Genomic DNA, 17,225 nt, shown 5'->3' with positions numbered 1-17,225 from the left:
AAAATAGATGATAATTGTTATTAACTGACAGGTGAATTAGTATTTGTCAGGGTCAAATGTGCTTATGAGATCAGCAAATTCCTGAAGATCAGCATTTGCTTCCATGTGCTCTATCTCACCCCTATCCATAAGCCCCGCAAGGGAAGGATTGATAGGCAGACGGATCGCGTGCCCTATATACAGGTCTCTTATGACCTGCTCAAGCTGGCTCTTGCCAAATATATAGTGCTTGTTATTGCAGTCAGGACAAATGAAATATGACATATTCTCTATCATACCAATGACAGGGATATTCATGCTGTCTGCCATGTGAACAGCCTTTCCAACGATGACAGATACGAGATCCTGAGGGGTGGTAACTACCACAACTCCATCTATAGGGATGGACTGGAATATGGTAAGTGGCACGTCGCCGGTTCCAGGAGGACAGTCGATGAACATATAGTCTATGTCTCCCCAGATGATGTCTGAGTAGAACTGCTTGACTGTTCCCGCTATGATAGGTCCTCTCCAGAGGACAGGTGTTGTCTCGTCGTCCAGAAGAAGATTCACAGACATGATCTTGATTCCTGTTTCCGTCTCATCGGGATACAGGAAATCTCCTTCTGCCTCTGGTGTCTTATGTACGCCAAATGCCTTTGGAATAGAAGGTCCTGTGATATCTGCGTCAAGTATGGCTGTCTTGTAACCCATGCGCTGCATGAGAACGGCGAGCTGACAGGTTACTGAGGATTTGCCGACTCCTCCTTTGCCGCTGACCACGGCAATAATATGCTTTATATGTGAACCTGGATGTGGCTCTATGATAAGACTCTGTGGTTCTGTTCTGCTGGAACAGCTCTGACCACAGGTACTGCAGTTGTGTGTACAATTCTCTGACATGATACTCTCCAATCTACTGCACATGGATGTCTGTGCAATCTGTGTTGTATGCTAAGTTACGCATTTGATTAATATATATCATTAAGAGGTTACAAAGTCAACGAATGCAGGTACTATGAAATTTGAGAGGTGAGTTGAAATTGACGGGTGTCAAATATATAATCAGAGACATGATAGTATACGGATTGTAGAGTTGAAATGAAATACCTGATAGAAAGTATTCTAATAAAGTAATTGGGCATGAAAAATACTATAAAAAGGAGAATATAGCATGGGAGTTTTATCAAATATCGAGCCATATGGAGTTTTTCGTTTCTTTGAGGAGATATGCGGGATTCCACACGGATCGTCGGATACAAAGAAGATAAGTGATTATCTGGTGAAGTTTGCCATAGACAAAAATCTGAGATATATACAGGATGAGAGCAACAATGTGATCATATTCAAGGACGGAACTGCCGGGTATGAGGACAGTGCCCCTGTCATGCTACAGGGACATATGGATATGGTCTGTGAGAAAGATGTTGACTGTGATATTGATTTTGAGCGGGACGGACTGAGACTAGTGCTTGAGGACGGAGTGATATCCGCTGATGGAACCACCCTTGGCGGAGATGACGGGATAGCTGTGGCATTTGCACTGGCTATACTGGATGCCGACGATATACCACATCCACCGATTGAGTGCGTATTTACGGTTGATGAGGAGATAGGAATGCTGGGAGCTGCGGCGATTGACTGTAGTCCACTTAAGTCACGGATCATGCTCAATCTGGATTCTGAGGATGAGGGGTATCTGTTGGTGTCATGTGCCGGAGGTGCGTGTGCTACGTGCCATATTCCGGTTGAATATGAGAATGCAGAAGATGATCATTCAGTTGTGAAAATTATTGTAGAGGGTCTTACCGGTGGACATTCCGGCGTGGAGATCATAAAACAGAGGGCAAATGCCGACAAGCAGCTTGCAAGACTTCTATATAATATAGGAAGGGATGTTCCATACAGACTGATATCTATACAGGGCGGTCTTAAGGACAATGCAATACCTAACAAGGCGAAGGCATATGTGGGTATTGATCCGGAGGATGTGGATAACTTTGTAAAATCTGCGGAAAAGAATGAGAATATTCTGAGGCATGAATTTGGAAATACTGATCCAGAGCTTATAGTGAAAGTAGAAACGGATCTGTCAGATGATCTGGGTTCATATAATAACGCGGATGATGTGCAGAACGATATGTATGGTAGAACCATGATCAACAGAGTTATGACAGAAAAGTCATCGGATATAGTTATCAGGAGTCTTATGATGATGCCAAATGGAATTCAGAAGATGAGCAATGATATAGAAGGGCTTGTGCAGACATCGCTGAATCTTGGAATATTGAATACAACTGAGGATGAGGTCACAGCAAGCTTTTCAGTAAGAAGCAGTGTACAGTCTGAAAAGGAAAATCTGATAGATCAGCTCCGATGTGTATCTGTCTCGGCTGGTGGAAGTCTGGAAGTGCAGGGGGATTATCCTGCATGGGAGTACAGACATGATTCTCCTCTCAGAGATATTATGGTGGATGTGTTTGAAGAGCAGTATGGAAGAAAGCCTGTTATACAGGCGATTCACGCCGGAGTGGAGTGTGGACTTTTCGCTGGCAAGATGCCGGGTCTGGACTGTGTATCATTTGGCCCGGATATGAAGAATATCCATACAAGCAGAGAGTCTATGGATGTAGCCAGTGTGCAGAGAACATGGAAGTATACACTGGGTATACTTGAGAAATTGAAGTAATTGACAGCAATATAATTTCAATAAGGAGAAGAATGATGGAAAAGGTAAAAGGATTCTTGAAGAAGAAGGACATTGTGTTCAGTGTCAAGAGATACGGAATAGATGCCCTGGGTGCCATGGCACAGGGATTGTTCTGTACTCTGCTGATCGGAACTATATTGAACACACTTGGCAATCAGTTTGGTGTAGGATTTCTCAAAGCGGTTGTTGCGACCGTGAATGGGACAGATTATACAGTTGGCGGTCTCGCTTCTGCGATGGCAGGACCTGCGATGGCGGTGGCTATAGGATATGCTCTTAAGGCACCACAGCTCGTATTGTTCTCACTGATAACAGTTGGATTTGCGGCAAATGCCTTGGGCGGCGCAGGAGGCCCGCTGGCAGTTTATTTTATTGCAGTTATTGCAACTGAACTTGGAAAGGTTGTCTCAAAGGAGACAAAGATTGACATACTGGTGACACCTCTGGTTACCATCGGAAGTGGTGTGGCTGTGTCTGCACTTCTTGCACCTACACTCGGTGCCATAGCCATGAAGGTCGGAGATCTCATCATGCTGGCTACAAACCTTCAGCCGTTCTGGATGGGTATTGCGGTATCAGTTCTCGTCGGTGTGGCACTTACACTTCCGATATCATCCGCTGCGATATGTGCGGCATTCGGACTTACAGGTCTGGCCGGCGGTGCTGCTGTGGCGGGATGTTGTGCGCAGATGGTTGGATTTGCAGTTATGTCATTCAGAGAGAATAAATGGGGTGGCCTTGTTTCACAGGGAATCGGAACATCAATGCTCCAGATGGGTAACATCATCAAGAATCCGAGAATCTGGATCGCACCTATAGTTACCTCTGCGATCACAGGTCCTCTTGCAACATGTCTGTTCAAGCTTCAGATGAATGGAACTCCTGTATCATCAGGTATGGGTACATGTGGTCTGGTTGGACAGATCGGAGTATACACAGGCTGGATGAATGATATCGAGGCGGGAAGCAAGACAGCGGTCACAGCTATGGACTGGGTTGGTCTGATCCTAATCTCATTTGTACTTCCTGCAGTTCTCTGCCCGCTCATCAACATGGTGGTGAGAAAACTCGGCTGGGTTAAGGATGGAGATATGACTTTATCATAAAGATTGGCTGAAATCCGGTGGAAGAAAATTATCTCAAAATTGTTTCCATCAGGCAGATTACAACAGAAAAGATACAATATTTTCGCAAATAAGATTGAAATTGGCTCGAAAGATACAAATTTACAGATTTTGTGTCTTTCGGGCCTTTTTATATGGAAAAGGAGATAATATTTTCCTAAAATGGGTGATTCAGAAGGAAAAAGATACAAAATATATGGTGCTTGATTTGTGGAGTGAAAATACAGCAAAAATGAGCAGACGATAGAAAAATCAAGAATACAAAAAAGTCCTTGCCTTGAAGTGAACTCCAAAGAGTATTATTAGATATGTCAGAGAAACAGTTCCTGACGTTTTTCGAAAATATGGTAGTTAAAACAGACAGGAGGACGCTTTAATGAAGAAATTAGGAGCATTTTTAGTGTGTGCTGTTATGGCTTTTGGACTTGTTGGATGCGGAAGTGGTGACAGCACAGAAAGTAAAAGTACCACACAGGCAGAAACCCAGACAGAGGTTGTTACGGATGCGGTCAATGAGGCCGATACAAGCAACGACAACGCTGACTCTACGGTATCAGAGGAACAGACCAGCGAGGAAAGCAGCGCTGATGAGACAGACAATGTTGACACAGAGACAGGTAAGACTCTGGTGATCTATTTTTCAGCAACTGGAAATACAAAAGATGCTGCAGAATATATAGCGGCAGAGACAGGAGCAGATATATTTGAGATCACCCCGGCCCAGGAGTATACATCGGATGATCTGAACTACAATGATGACAGCAGCAGGGTATCAAAGGAACACAATGACGAAAGCCTCAGGGATGTGGAGCTTACCACCACTGAAGTTCCTGGCTGGGAATCGTATGATACGGTATTTGTAGGTTATCCTATATGGTGGGGAACGTCTGCATGGCCGGTAGATTCATTTGTCAAGGCAAATGACTTCACTGGCAAGACTGTATATCCGTTCTGCACATCGGCGAGCTCAGGACTGGGAAGCAGTGCAGATGATCTGGCTTCTGAGGCAGGAAGCGGAGACTGGAAGGATGGTCAGAGATTCTCGTCGGGTGTGACACAGCAGGATGTGGCCGACTGGATAAGCGGGCTCGGCCTTGGACAGTAATGTGTCAGATAAGTAACTGAACAGATGTAATAAACATAGCTGGAAATAATTTGAAATTGAAATAAAAAGAAACAGGAGGATATAAAAATGTTAAAAGAAACTTACACACTTAACAATGGAGTAGCAATTCCAAAGCTTGGACTTGGAACATGGTTCATCGACGATGACAAGATAGCAGATGCCGTGAGGGAGGCCGTAAAGATAGGTTACAGACATATTGACACTGCACAGGCATACGGCAATGAGCGCGGAGTAGGCGAAGGAGTTAGAACCTGTGGTATTCCAAGAGAAGAACTGTTCGTAGTCTCAAAGGTTGCGGCTGAGCACAAGACATATGAGGAGGCCAAGGCGGGAATCGATGGAACGCTTGAGAAGATGGGACTTGACTATCTCGATATGATGATCATTCACAGCCCACAGCCTTGGGTAAAGGTAAATCAGAGCGATGACAGATACGTGGAGGGCAACAGAGCAGCATGGAGACTGCTGAGATCAAGCCTATGGTCAACCAGATACTTCTTCACATCAGCAATACTCCGATAGAACTGGTGGATTACTGTCAGAAGAACGATATACTTGTTGAGGCTTATTCACCTATCGCACATGGTGAGATACTCAATCAGCCTGAGATCAAGGCTATGGCGGACAAGTATGGTGTGACTGTTCCACAGCTCTGCATCAGATATACTATCCAGCTCGGAACAATTTCACTGCCAAAGACGGCCAATCCAGAGCACATGAAGAGCAATACAGAGGTCGATTTCGAGATAAGTGCAGAGGATATGGAGGCTCTTAAGAATTTCAAGAAGATCGAGAGCTATGGAGCGAGCAGTGGTTTTCCTGTATATGGTGGACGTATATAATAAAGAAAAGTTCATAGCTATAGTGGACAGCCGTCAGGTTTGTATAGTTTGCAATCATAAATATCTTGCATAATATAATAGTTACCTTATAATAGAGATGTTGCTAATTTTATACATTTAGGAGGAAATGAACAATATGAAAAAGGGAACAAGTTATATTGTAGTGGCTGCAATGATGATGGGATTGATGCTGACAGGCTGTGGGGGCAATGACAATTCTGTAACTAAGGCTACAACTGAAGCTGAGACAGAAGCAGCAACAGAGGAGCAGGATACTGAAACACAGGACACTGCAGATGATACTGAGGACAGTTCGGTCGCCATTGATGAGGAGGACACAGAGGAAGATACAGAGGACAGTGAAGAGGCAGAAGCTGATCCTTCAATAGTAGGTGTATACACCAAGAATGGTTATGAGAATTCGTATTTTGGATTTAAGATCAACCTTGAAGGAAGCTATGGAATTCAGACAAGAGGTTCATTACTGACTGCCACCGATATCTCTGAGGTTGTGGAGGATTCCAATAGCGATGAGACTGTACAGAGGGCATTGGATAATCTGGACAATAGCTTTACGGTAGGAAACGATTATGCATTCTGTGCAAATGATGGTACACACTATATTCTGCTCAAAATAAAGTCCCCTAAGGGTGGTGGAAATTACGGTTATGATGTGTGGGCTGATGAGAATACAGTAGCAAAGGCAACTGTTGCTCAGATGGATACTGTTATTACATCTACAGCAAGTAGAATTGGCGCTGAAGCAAGCAATATTGAGACTGATTATTCCAAGTGTACAGTATTTGGCGAAGAGCACTACATATGTACAGCAACGGCTGATATGTCTGGAACTGAGTACTCTCTGACAAATGTAATAGTAAGATCAGATGACGGAAAGTATACGATGATAATAGCTATAGAGACACTTGGTGACAGAAATTATCAGGATATTCTGGATAACATGTTCAGTCCATTATAAATTTTACAACTTTACTTTTTCAAAAACAAAAAGTATAATACACATCGAAAGCGAGTGGCAAAGATTGCGTAAATCCAGTTTTGTCACTCGCTTTTTATGTGTATATATAATAATTTTCTAGTGTGTAGCTATTCAGCGTAAGTCCAACTAACTTAGGCGGTAGCTGCTTTTTTTGTTCAGGGAAAGGAGTTTGAAGAGTGGAAGAAATAGATAAGAACAAAGAGGAAAACAGAGAGAGAAATAAGATGAAAGATATGCCAGTTGGAAAGCTGATGATCCAGATGGGTATTCCTATGATTCTTTCCATGGCGCTTCAGGCGGTGTACAACATCGTAGACAGCGCATTTGTGGGAAATATGAAGGTGGGAAGTGAGGCTGCGTTAAATGCCCTCACGCTGGTATTTCCGGTGCAGATGCTCATGGTTGCTCTGGGCATAGGCACGGGAGTCGGCACAAATGCGTTTATTGCCAGAACCCTTGGTCAGGGTGATAAGGAAAGAGCTGCCAAGGTGGCTGGCAACAGTCTGTTTCTCGGTGCTGTAATATATGTGGTGTGTTTGTTATTTGGAATATTGGGAGTGAGGACTTATATAGTCTCACAGACTATGGACACGCAGGTCACAGAGATGGCTGTGGATTATCTAAGAATATGCTGTGTGTATTCATTTGGAATAATATTCTTCTCGTTGTTTGAGAAGCTGCTTCAGGCAACTGGCAGATCCATGTATTCAACGATAGGTCAGGTGATGGGAGCTGTCATAAACATCATACTTGATCCGCTTCTCATATACGGAGTGGGACCATTTCCTGAGATGGGTGTCAGAGGAGCCGCCTATGCGACTATTATAGGTCAGATAGCGTCTGCGGTTCTGCTGTGCGTGTTCCATCTGAGACTTAATAAGGAATTTGAACATGGATGTGCATACATGAAGCCTGACTGGAGAATCATCCGGGGAATATATGCCATAGGACTCCCGGCCATCATAGCCCAGGCACTTATGTCCATCATGGTATACGCGCTGAATCTCATTCTCAAGTTTAACCAGTCGGCGCAGACTGCATATGGTCTGTTCTACAAGGTTCAGCAGTTTGTGCTGTTTCTCGCATTTGGACTCAGGGATGCGATCACCCCGATCACGGCATACAGCTATGGAATGGGTGACAGAAAGAGGATAAATGATGCGATTAAGTATGGAATAATCTACACAATAGTGCTGATGGTGTTTGGAATGGCTGTGACAGAGCTGTTTCCAGCTGCATTTGCCGGACTTTTTAATGCGGGACAGTCCAGAGTGTATTTTATAGACGCCATGAGGATAATCTCCCTAAGTTTCGTATTTGCCGGGGTAAATGTTGCATTTCAGGGAATATATCAGGCCCTTGAAGGCGGTGTGGAATCGCTTGTGATATCGCTGCTCAGACAGTTGATAATCATCCTGCCGCTTGCCGGAGCATTTGCGGCTCTGGTCAGAGGCGGTCATGCGGATGTATCACTGATATGGTGGGCATTCCCGATCACGGAGATCGTGTCATGCGTGGTGGGCATGGTGTTGCTGAGAAGGAAAATGAGGAGGGTTACTTCTGCCCTGCGCCCTTCATCATTGACTTAAATGTCAGCATGAATGTTGCGCCGCATGAGAATGCGGACACTATGTCGCTGATAGGCTCGGCGTAGTAAATACTCATGACTGAGTGCGTGCAGTATGGCAGGATGATCGCGAGTGGGATTATCAGTATGACCTTTCTCAGCAGTGCAAATATAAGGGATTTGCCTGCTTGTCCCATGGATATGAAGGACTGCTGACATCCGTTCTGTATGCCAAAGAACATCATTCCGAATATGTATATCGGAAGAACTTTTGCACAGAGTGCTTTGAGGGATTCATCCGAGGTAAATATTCCGGCTGCCACGGACGGAAACATGAATGCGGCCCCAGCCAGGACAAATGACACTATGATGGACATGGTTATCAGTATGGTACATGTCTTCTTCACTCTGTCCACGTTGCCCTTGCCGTAGTTGTAGCTGATGATGGGCTGGACTCCCTGGGAGAAACCGCTCATCGGGATAAATATAATCTGCATGATACTTTGGAGTATGGTGAATGATCCCACGTACAGGTCATCGCCGTACTTCTGGAGCCCGTGAGTGAACACGATGGTTATAAGGCTCTCCGTGACCTGCATGATAAATGGTGACACACCGAGAGCTGCAATTGACAGGATCAGCTTGCCTTGTGGACGCATCATCTGCGCTGATATGCGAAGACTAGCCTTGTCGGATGTCAGAAATCTGATAACCCATGCCGCACTTATCGCCTGGGATATGACGGTCGCTATGGCCGCACCCTTGATTCCGAGGTTCAGTGCAAATATGAATATCGGATCGAGGATGATGTTGAATATGGCTCCTATGAGCACAGAAAACATGGCGGTCTTTGACTGTCCCTGGGCTGTGATAAATGTGTTCAGTCCGGTGGTGATCATGACAAATATAGTGCCTATAAGGTAAATGCTCAGATAGTCATCGGCATGTGGATAGGTGGCATCGCTGGCACCGAAGAAATACAGAAGCGGTTTCTTCAATGTGTAGATGACAGCCATAACAATAACTGTAAATATGATGAGCAGGGTTACGCCATTTGACAGGATGCGCTGTGCCTTGTCCCTGTCGCCTTTACCGAGAGCAATGGAAGCCAGAGGTGCTCCGCCCGCGCCCACGAACACGCTGAATGCACTTACAAGGGTGATGATCGGGAGACACAGTCCGATTCCGGTGAGGGATGCTGCGCCTACCTCGGGGATATGTCCTATGTATATTCTGTCCACTATGTTGTATAAGAGATTGATGAGCTGCGCCACAAATGTTGGAATGCCCATGGAGAGCATAAGTTTAAATATCGGCGCCGTGCCCATCCTCTCTTCAGAATTTGAAGAAATTGTACTTGTGTTCATAACTGCTCCTTAATGTTGATAACTTTATAAAATCCGATGAAAACTTCGTCGTTCATCATGGGGACGGAGGGGACGGAGGTACCTGTCCCCTCCGTCCCCTAGGATATTTCAGTTGGGTGAGGTAGTCAATCAGGAAATAATTAAGAAAGTATAAAATAAATGATAAGTGGAAAAAGTACAGTAAATATGCGGCAAACAGTAAAAAACAAGTGAAAATATGGCAGAAACTTGAAAATTTAATCTTGACAAATTTACTAGGAAAGCGCATTATGGTTACAGATATAAGATAAACCGTTGATCAAGAGGAGTAGCGGCATATAACATGTTCAGAGAGTTGCAGGTGGTGTGATTGCAGCGATGGGAGTGCAGGTGAATGGACTTGTGAGGGCAAACCGAAAGATTTGAGATTCAAGTAGGGGAGACGGAGACCTACCGTTATAGAAGGTACATATATGATTGTATATGGTCGAGGGCATCGATATATATAAATATATATAAATTATTTATATATATTTTTTTTTATTTATTGATGAAATTAGGTGGCACCGCAGGAGATTAGATTTCTTGTCCTAATGTTTGTAGGATAAGGAATTTTTTTTATGTCCTGTGGTTTTTTTTATATTAATTGGCAAGGAGGATGAGACATGATAAGACCAGAACTTAACGAGGCAAAGAAATATGCGGCAGACGGATATAGGATGGTTCCGGTGTGCTGTGAGATGTTATCGGATGTGATCACACCTATCAACTTACTCAGAAAGCTGAAAGCGGCAAATGAGCACTGTTACATACTTGAGAGCGTGGAGAATCAGGAGGTGTGGGGACGGTACACATTTCTTGGTTACAATCCGAAGCTTGATGTCACATGCATGAATGGACACATACAGCTCAAGGATATAGATGGAAATGTGATAAAGAAAGCGGACGATACTCATCCTGAGGTATTCATCAGAGAGATACTCAAGGATTACAGGAGTCCAAAGATAGAAGGACTTCCAACGTTTACAGGAGGTTTTGTTGGTTACTTCTCATATGATTACATAAAGTACAGTGAGAAGAAGCTTGTGATCGATGCCGAGGATGATGAAGGGTTTCAGGATCTGGATCTGATGTTATTTGACAAGGTCATTGCATTTGACAATTTCAAGTCAAAGCTGATCCTCATTGCAAATGCTGACACATCCAATATAGAAGCTGGATATGCAAATGCACTTGCTGATATAGAAGATATGAAGAAGCTCATCCTCGATGGAGAGATGGCGGAGATAGAGCCGGTTAAGATGAAGAGTGATTTCAAGCCGCTGTTTGACAAAGAGAAGTATTGCAGCATGGTTGAGAGGGCAAAGAGGTACATATTCGAGGGAGATATCTTCCAGGTGGTTCTGTCCAACAGACTTGAGGCTGAGATGGAGGGTTCACTGTTCAATACATACAGGGTTCTCAGAAGCACAAATCCTTCTCCGTATATGTTCTACTTCAGCGGCGACCAGATAGAGGTTGCGGGCGCATCACCTGAGACACTGGTAAAGCTTGAGAATGGCGTGCTCCACACATTTCCTCTTGCTGGAACGAGACCAAGGGGAAAGACAAAGGAAGAGGATATGAGACTTGAGGCCGGACTTATGGCGGATGAGAAGGAGCTGGCAGAACACAACATGCTGGTGGATCTCGGTAGAAATGATCTTGGAAAGATAAGCAGATTCGGAACCGTTGAGGTTGAGCAGTACATGAAGATTCAGAGATATTCACATGTAATGCACATCGGCTCAACAGTCAGAGGCGAGATCGACGACAGCAGATTCGATGAGCTGTCAGCAGTGGATGCGGTTCTCCCAGCGGGCACACTCTCAGGAGCACCGAAGATCAGGGCGTGTCAGATTATCAACGAGCTGGAGGACAACAAGAGAGGAATATATGGCGGTGCCATAGGATACATAGATTTCACAGGGAATCTTGATACATGTATAGCCATAAGGATCGCATACAAAAAGGGTGACAAGGTATTTGTCAGATCGGGAGCGGGAATCGTCGCAGACAGTGTTCCGGCAAATGAGTTCCAGGAATGTATCAACAAGGCAAAGGCAGTTACAACAGCACTTGAGATGAGCAGTTGTTTGTGAATTGAAATCACAAACAACTATATATAAGGAGGAAAAAATGACAATACTTATAGATAATTATGACAGTTTCTCCTACAACCTGTATCAGCTTGTGGGGGCAATAAATCCGGATATAAAGGTCATAAGAAATGATGAGTTCACCTGTGAGGAGATTGAATCGATGAAGCCGGATCACATAATCATCTCACCGGGTCCCGGAAGACCTTCGGATGCGGGAATGTGTGAGGATGCGGTGAGATATTATGCAGGAAAAGTACCAATCCTTGGCGTGTGTCTCGGACATCAGGCGATTTGTGAGACATATGGTGCGACAGTCACATATGCAAAGAAACTTATGCATGGAAAGATGTCGCTGGTTGATGTGAATCTGAACTGCAGATTGTTCAGAGGACTTCAGAGCAAGATACAGGTTGCCAGATATCATTCACTGGCAGCAGCCGATGAGAATTTCCCAGAATGTCTGGAGGTCACAGCAAGAACGGAGGATGGAGAGATCATGGCAGTAAAACACAGGGATCACGAGGTATACGGAGTTCAGTTCCATCCGGAGTCGATATTGACACCGAAGGGCAAGATAATGCTCAGGAATTTTTTAGAGATATAAATTGATATAAAATAAGGAGGATATGGCGATGATACAGGAAACTCTTAAGAAGGTAGCAGCAGGACAGGATCTTACATACGATGAGGCATATGCCAGCATGGATGAGATATTCAGTGGCCAGGTGCCGGGAGAGACAACGGCGGGATATCTCACAGCGCTTCACATGAAGGGCGAGACGCTTGACGAGATAACAGCCAGTGCAAATGGAATGAGAGACCATGCGGAGTCTCTTCCACATGACGGAATAGATGTTCTTGAGATCGTGGGAACAGGCGGAGATTGTGCGAATTCATTTAACATATCGACAACGAGTGGTATAGTTGCAGCAGCGGCCGGAGTACCGATCGCAAAGCACGGTAACAGAAGCGTATCAAGCAAGAGTGGCGCAGCGGATGTCCTTGAGGCCCTTGGTGTAAATATCTCCATATCACCTGAAAAGATGGGCAAGGTTCTTGCTGAGTGCAACATGAGCTTTATGTTTGCCCAGGTTTATCACAAGGCGATGAAATATGCAGGTCCGGTCAGAAAGGCACTTGGAATACCGACAGTATTCAATATCCTTGGACCTCTCACCAACCCGGCAAAGGCTCAGATGCAGATTATGGGAGTATACAAGGAGGAGCTTGTTGATCAGATGGCTCCTGTACTTGTTGGTCTTGGCGTAAAACGGGGACTTGTCGTATACGGACAGGATTGTCTGGATGAGATATCCATGAGCGCACCTACAACAGTTGCAGAGATCAAAGATGGCGGGATCACAAAGTACGAGATCAAGCCAGAGAATTTCGGATTTGAGAGATGCAGCAAGGAGGATCTGGTGGGCGGCGATCCAGAGGAAAACGCGCAGATTACCCGCGATATCCTGTCAGGCAAGATTAAAGGAGCCAAGAGAAATGCAGTTGTACTGAACGCAGCAGCTTGTATCTACATCGCAGGCAAGGCAGACTCCATAGCAGACGGAATAAAGGTGGCAGAGGACGTGATCGACAGTGGCAAGGCTGCTGAGACGCTTGATGCATTTGTAAGACTGACAAATGAGTAGATAAGCTTCATCGCAGACTATGATAGAAGGTTGCATAGAGAGGTAAGAGATGATATTAGATGAGATAGCGGAAAAGACAAAGGAACGTGTGGCGGAGCAGAAGAAAAAAGTTCCTCTTGAGGAGATGAAGAGACAGGCACTTGATATAGTTGCCAGAGAGACGGATAACGGCAGCAGCCCATATAGTAAGTTCCCATTTAGGGATAATCTGGCAGCGGATGGAATATCGTTTATCTGTGAGGTCAAGAAGGCATCGCCTTCCAAGGGGCTTATCGCACCGGACTTTCCCTATGTTGAGATCGCAAAGGAATATGAGGCGGCTGGTGCTTCAGCCATATCGGTGCTCACTGAGCCATTTTATTTCCAGGGAAGCAATCAGTTCCTGATGGATATAAAGAAGGAGGTAAATATACCGCTGCTGAGGAAGGATTTTACAGTTGACGAGTATATGATATATGAGGCAAAGGTCATAGGAGCCTCGGCGGTGCTTTTGATTTGCGCAATACTGGATGACGAGCAGCTTGCCTCATATCTTCGGCTTGCGCATGAACTTGGGATGTCGGCTCTGGTTGAGGCTCACGATGAGGATGAGGTCAGACGGGTGATAGCCTGCGGAGCCGGCATCATCGGGGTGAACAACAGAGACCTCAGAACATTTACGGTGGACATCATGAACAGTGTTCGTCTTAGAAAGCTGATACCGGATACGGTGCCAGCCACCCATATGGGGACGGAGGTACCTGTCACTGGTACAGGAGCTGCGGCTGACACTTTAGTACCCCAGAAGATGGTGTATGTGTCTGAGAGTGGAATCAAGGCAAAAGAGGACATAGACAGGCTCAAGGCAAATGGAACTGATGCGGTGCTCATAGGTGAGACATTTATGAGAAGTCCCGACAAGAAGAAGTTGTTTGCGGAACTTAGAGGCGAGTAACATATTATATAGAAGAAACACAATACAAAAGTGTAGAAATTACATTTGAAAATATATCTGAGAAGACAAAAACAGGAGGAAGAACATATGTCAAAAGGCAGATTTGGCGTTCACGGCGGCCAGTACATTCCAGAGACTCTGATGAATGCGATGCTGGAGCTGGAGGAGGCTTACAAGAAATATAAAGATGATCCGGAGTTCAACAGAGAACTCACAGAGATGCTCAACGAGTATGCGGGAAGACCTAGCAGACTTTACTATGCGGAGAGAATGACAAAGGATCTGGGCGGTGCAAAGATCTACCTTAAGAGAGAGGATCTGAACCACACAGGAGCGCACAAGATCAACAACGTAATCGGACAGATGCTCCTTGCCAAGAGAATGGGCAAGACAAGAGTTATCGCGGAGACCGGTGCCGGACAGCACGGTGTTGCAACAGCTACAGTTGCAGCCATGATGGGCATGGAGTGTGAGATATACATGGGCGAGGAGGACACGATCAGACAGGCTCTCAACGTGTACAGAATGAGACTTCTGGGTGCAAAGGTTCATCCGGTAAAGACTGGAACAGCAACACTGAAGGATGCGGTATCTGAGGCATTCCGTGAGTGGACAAGCAGGATCGATGACACACACTATGTACTCGGCTCAGTCATGGGACCGTATCCTTTCCCTGAGATCGTCCGTGATTTCCAGGCTGTGATCAGTAAAGAGATCAAGGCACAGCTCATGGAGAAGGAGGGAAGACTTCCTGATGTCGTCATGGCATGTGTGGGCGGCGGTTCAAATGCCATCGGAGCTTTCTATGATTTCATACCTGACGAGAGCGTCAGATTGATCGGCTGTGAGGCAGCAGGCAGAGGTGTTGATACATTTGAGACAGCGGCAACTATTGCGACTGGAAAGCTTGGTATATTCCATGGCATGAAGTCATACTTCTGTCAGGATGAATATGGCCAGATCGCACCTGTATATTCGATCTCAGCGGGACTTGATTATCCGGGAATCGGACCTGAGCACGCGTACCTTCACGACATAGGACGTGCAGAGTATGTGGCGATCACAGATGACGAGGCTGTGGATGCATTTGAGTATCTGTCAAGGATCGAGGGAATCATCCCAGCGATAGAGAGCGCACACGCTGTGGCTTACGCCATGAAGCTGGCACCTACAATGGACAAGGATAAAATAATAGTGATCAATGTATCAGGACGTGGAGACAAGGACGTTGCAGCCATCGCAAGATACAGAGGGGAGGATCTTCATGAGTAATATAGCAAAAGCATTTGAACATGGAAAAGCATTTATACCATTTGTGACATGTGGCGATCCGTCGCTGGATGTGACAGAGGAGGTAGTATACGCAATGGTTGAGGCCGGTGCAGACCTTATAGAGCTGGGAATCCCATTCTCAGACCCGACAGCCGAGGGTCCGGTCATTCAGGGCGCAAATATAAGAGCGCTTGCAGGCGGCGTGACGACAGACAAGGTATTTGACCTTGTGAGAAAGCTCCGCAAGAAAGTGACAATACCTATGGTGTTCATGACATATGCAAATGTCGTGTTCTCGTACGGTTCGGAGAGATTCATCAGCACATGCGGGGAGATTGGCATAGACGGTCTGATCCTTCCTGACATTCCTTACGAGGAGAAGGACGAGTTTGATGGAATCTGCAAGCAGTATGATGTGGATCTCATTTCACTCATCGCACCTACATCCCATGAGAGAATATCCATGATCGCAAATGATGCGAGTGGATTTGTATATTGCGTGTCATCACTCGGTGTAACCGGAACCAGAACCAAGATCACCACAGACATAGGAGCAATGGTCGATCTGGTGAAGAAGGCGAAGGACATTCCTTGCGCTGTAGGTTTCGGAATATCCACACCTGAGCAGGCAAAGCAGATGGCGGAGAAGTCAGACGGTGTCATCGTCGGTTCAGCCATCGTCAAGCTGTGTGCCCAGTACGGCAAGGACTGTGTGCCTTATGTGAGAGATTATGTGAAGAGCATGAAGGATGCGATAAGGTAGGAAATTATAGATACTAATTGGGGTATGCATTTGTGGATGCATATTTAAGAGAGTCGGAGAAATCTGGCTCTCTTGTGTTTTATAGATATATTTATAAATATGTTGACACCTCAGTTAGTTTTTGATATAACATATACATCAGCGATTGCTGATATCCATAATGAAAATTGAATAAATCATATTTTAAGTAGAAGAGTTTGAAAACATGATAAGTAGCAAGTGCTACAAGTCTGCGATCATGACTCTTTTTTTGTTGCCTTTTGGGCATGGGGCAGATTTCAAATGAAAACTGAATATGCATCTGCCCGGTATCCGGGGCAGCAAAAACTATTTTATTTTTTCATTATGGAGGTAACGATTATGAGATATTCATTTACAGAAAAGACATCACACAGACAGCAGGAGACAGCATACATGCTTTACATGATCATCGGTAGCTATTTTCACAGATGCAGCTGCAGATCAAAGGCGTTGGAGGAGAATCTCTTCCTTTATTATAAGGAGCTTCAGGAAAAGAGACAGGTGGAGAAGGAGAGACAGATCATCAGAGTCAGCGAGGGTGTGCTGAAAGACAATATGACAGATCTTGCGGAGATGAATGCTGAGGTGGTTATCTCAAGGGCAGATGATCTGTATATATTAAGATTTTACACAGGATTTGAGAGAGTCGTGGTGACTGTCGATGAGAAAGGCTGCTATGAGATAAGCCTGGGTAGGGATGAACTAGCGGTATAGAAGGTGTTGTGAGCAAACAGATGAAGTATAGTGGCAGTTG

16 protein-coding genes are annotated in these 17,225 nt (G+C 45.1%); 14 read left to right on the top strand and 2 right to left on the bottom strand.

Annotation, left to right across the window (positions count from 1 at the left end):
- Nucleotides 1–36: 36 nt before the first annotated feature.
- Complete coding sequence (locus DWW70_RS06770; RefSeq protein ID WP_022217397.1) at nucleotides 37–882, bottom strand: Mrp/NBP35 family ATP-binding protein; 846 nt, start codon at nucleotides 880–882, stop codon at nucleotides 37–39.
- 271 nt (nucleotides 883–1,153) lie between these two features.
- Here DWW70_RS06770 and DWW70_RS06765 point away from each other — a divergent pair, with 271 nt between their 5' ends.
- From DWW70_RS06765 to DWW70_RS06740, 7 genes are all read left to right on the top strand, one after another.
- The gene (locus tag DWW70_RS06765) at nucleotides 1,154–2,668 is read left to right on the top strand and encodes an aminoacyl-histidine dipeptidase (RefSeq protein ID WP_118649517.1); all 1,515 of its coding nucleotides are present in this window, start codon (nucleotides 1,154–1,156) and stop codon (nucleotides 2,666–2,668) included.
- Between the two features lie 35 nt (nucleotides 2,669–2,703).
- Nucleotides 2,704–3,795, top strand: a complete 1,092-nt coding sequence (locus DWW70_RS06760; RefSeq protein WP_055272015.1) for a PTS transporter subunit IIC — start codon at nucleotides 2,704–2,706, stop codon at nucleotides 3,793–3,795.
- 394 nt (nucleotides 3,796–4,189) lie between these two features.
- Complete coding sequence (locus DWW70_RS06755; protein ID WP_015534419.1) at nucleotides 4,190–4,918, top strand: flavodoxin; 729 nt, start codon at nucleotides 4,190–4,192, stop codon at nucleotides 4,916–4,918.
- 87 nt (nucleotides 4,919–5,005) lie between these two features.
- Nucleotides 5,006–5,461 (top strand): aldo/keto reductase, encoded by a 456-nt coding sequence (locus DWW70_RS15410; protein WP_330423957.1) that lies wholly within the window; start codon nucleotides 5,006–5,008, stop codon nucleotides 5,459–5,461.
- Entirely contained in the window at nucleotides 5,395–5,781 is a 387-nt protein-coding gene (locus tag DWW70_RS15405; RefSeq protein ID WP_330423956.1) for an aldo/keto reductase, read from the top strand. The genes DWW70_RS15410 and DWW70_RS15405 overlap by 67 nt, the downstream gene beginning before the upstream one ends.
- 136 nt (nucleotides 5,782–5,917) lie before the next feature.
- Nucleotides 5,918–6,760, top strand: a complete 843-nt coding sequence (locus DWW70_RS06745; protein ID WP_022217400.1) for a hypothetical protein — start codon at nucleotides 5,918–5,920, stop codon at nucleotides 6,758–6,760.
- A 245-nt stretch (nucleotides 6,761–7,005) separates the two neighbouring features.
- Nucleotides 7,006–8,370, top strand: coding sequence for an MATE family efflux transporter (locus DWW70_RS06740; RefSeq protein ID WP_118649659.1), 1,365 nt, complete (start codon nucleotides 7,006–7,008; stop codon nucleotides 8,368–8,370).
- Here DWW70_RS06740 and DWW70_RS06735 read toward each other — a convergent pair.
- Nucleotides 8,336–9,715 (bottom strand): MATE family efflux transporter, encoded by a 1,380-nt coding sequence (locus tag DWW70_RS06735; RefSeq protein ID WP_118649516.1) that lies wholly within the window; start codon nucleotides 9,713–9,715, stop codon nucleotides 8,336–8,338. The genes DWW70_RS06740 and DWW70_RS06735 overlap by 35 nt on opposite strands.
- Nucleotides 9,716–10,359: 644 nt before the next feature.
- Here DWW70_RS06735 and DWW70_RS06730 point away from each other — a divergent pair.
- From DWW70_RS06730 to DWW70_RS06700, 7 genes are all read left to right on the top strand, one after another.
- Nucleotides 10,360–11,835, top strand: coding sequence for an anthranilate synthase component I family protein (locus tag DWW70_RS06730; protein ID WP_118649515.1), 1,476 nt, complete (start codon nucleotides 10,360–10,362; stop codon nucleotides 11,833–11,835).
- A gap of 37 nt (nucleotides 11,836–11,872) precedes the next feature.
- Nucleotides 11,873–12,439: an anthranilate synthase component II gene (locus DWW70_RS06725; RefSeq protein ID WP_118649514.1), complete on the top strand. Its 567-nt coding sequence runs from the start codon at nucleotides 11,873–11,875 to the stop codon at nucleotides 12,437–12,439.
- Nucleotides 12,440–12,467: 28 nt separating this feature from the next.
- The gene (gene trpD / locus DWW70_RS06720; RefSeq protein WP_118649513.1) at nucleotides 12,468–13,481 is read left to right on the top strand and encodes an anthranilate phosphoribosyltransferase; all 1,014 of its coding nucleotides are present in this window, start codon (nucleotides 12,468–12,470) and stop codon (nucleotides 13,479–13,481) included.
- Nucleotides 13,482–13,530: 49 nt separating this feature from the next.
- Nucleotides 13,531–14,415 carry an indole-3-glycerol phosphate synthase TrpC gene (gene trpC / locus DWW70_RS06715; protein ID WP_118649512.1) on the top strand — a complete coding sequence of 295 codons (885 nt, stop codon included), beginning with the start codon at nucleotides 13,531–13,533 and terminating at the stop codon, nucleotides 14,413–14,415.
- A gap of 87 nt (nucleotides 14,416–14,502) precedes the next feature.
- Nucleotides 14,503–15,687: a tryptophan synthase subunit beta gene (gene trpB, locus DWW70_RS06710; RefSeq protein WP_015534411.1), complete on the top strand. Its 1,185-nt coding sequence runs from the start codon at nucleotides 14,503–14,505 to the stop codon at nucleotides 15,685–15,687.
- A complete protein-coding gene (trpA, locus tag DWW70_RS06705; protein ID WP_199669320.1) occupies nucleotides 15,680–16,450 on the top strand; it encodes a tryptophan synthase subunit alpha in 771 nt (256 codons plus the stop codon). Before trpB ends, trpA begins: the two co-directional genes overlap by 8 nt.
- Before the next feature lie 360 nt (nucleotides 16,451–16,810).
- Entirely contained in the window at nucleotides 16,811–17,185 is a 375-nt protein-coding gene (locus DWW70_RS06700) for a hypothetical protein (protein ID WP_015534409.1), read from the top strand.
- Nucleotides 17,186–17,225 lie beyond the last annotated feature (40 nt).

The organism is Coprococcus sp. AF16-5 (assembly GCF_003479365.1).
Lineage (GTDB): Bacteria > Bacillota > Clostridia > Lachnospirales > Lachnospiraceae > Coprococcus > Coprococcus aceti.
Note: the sequence above shows the minus strand (reverse complement) of the source record. Positions and strands in the feature narration are given on the sequence as shown.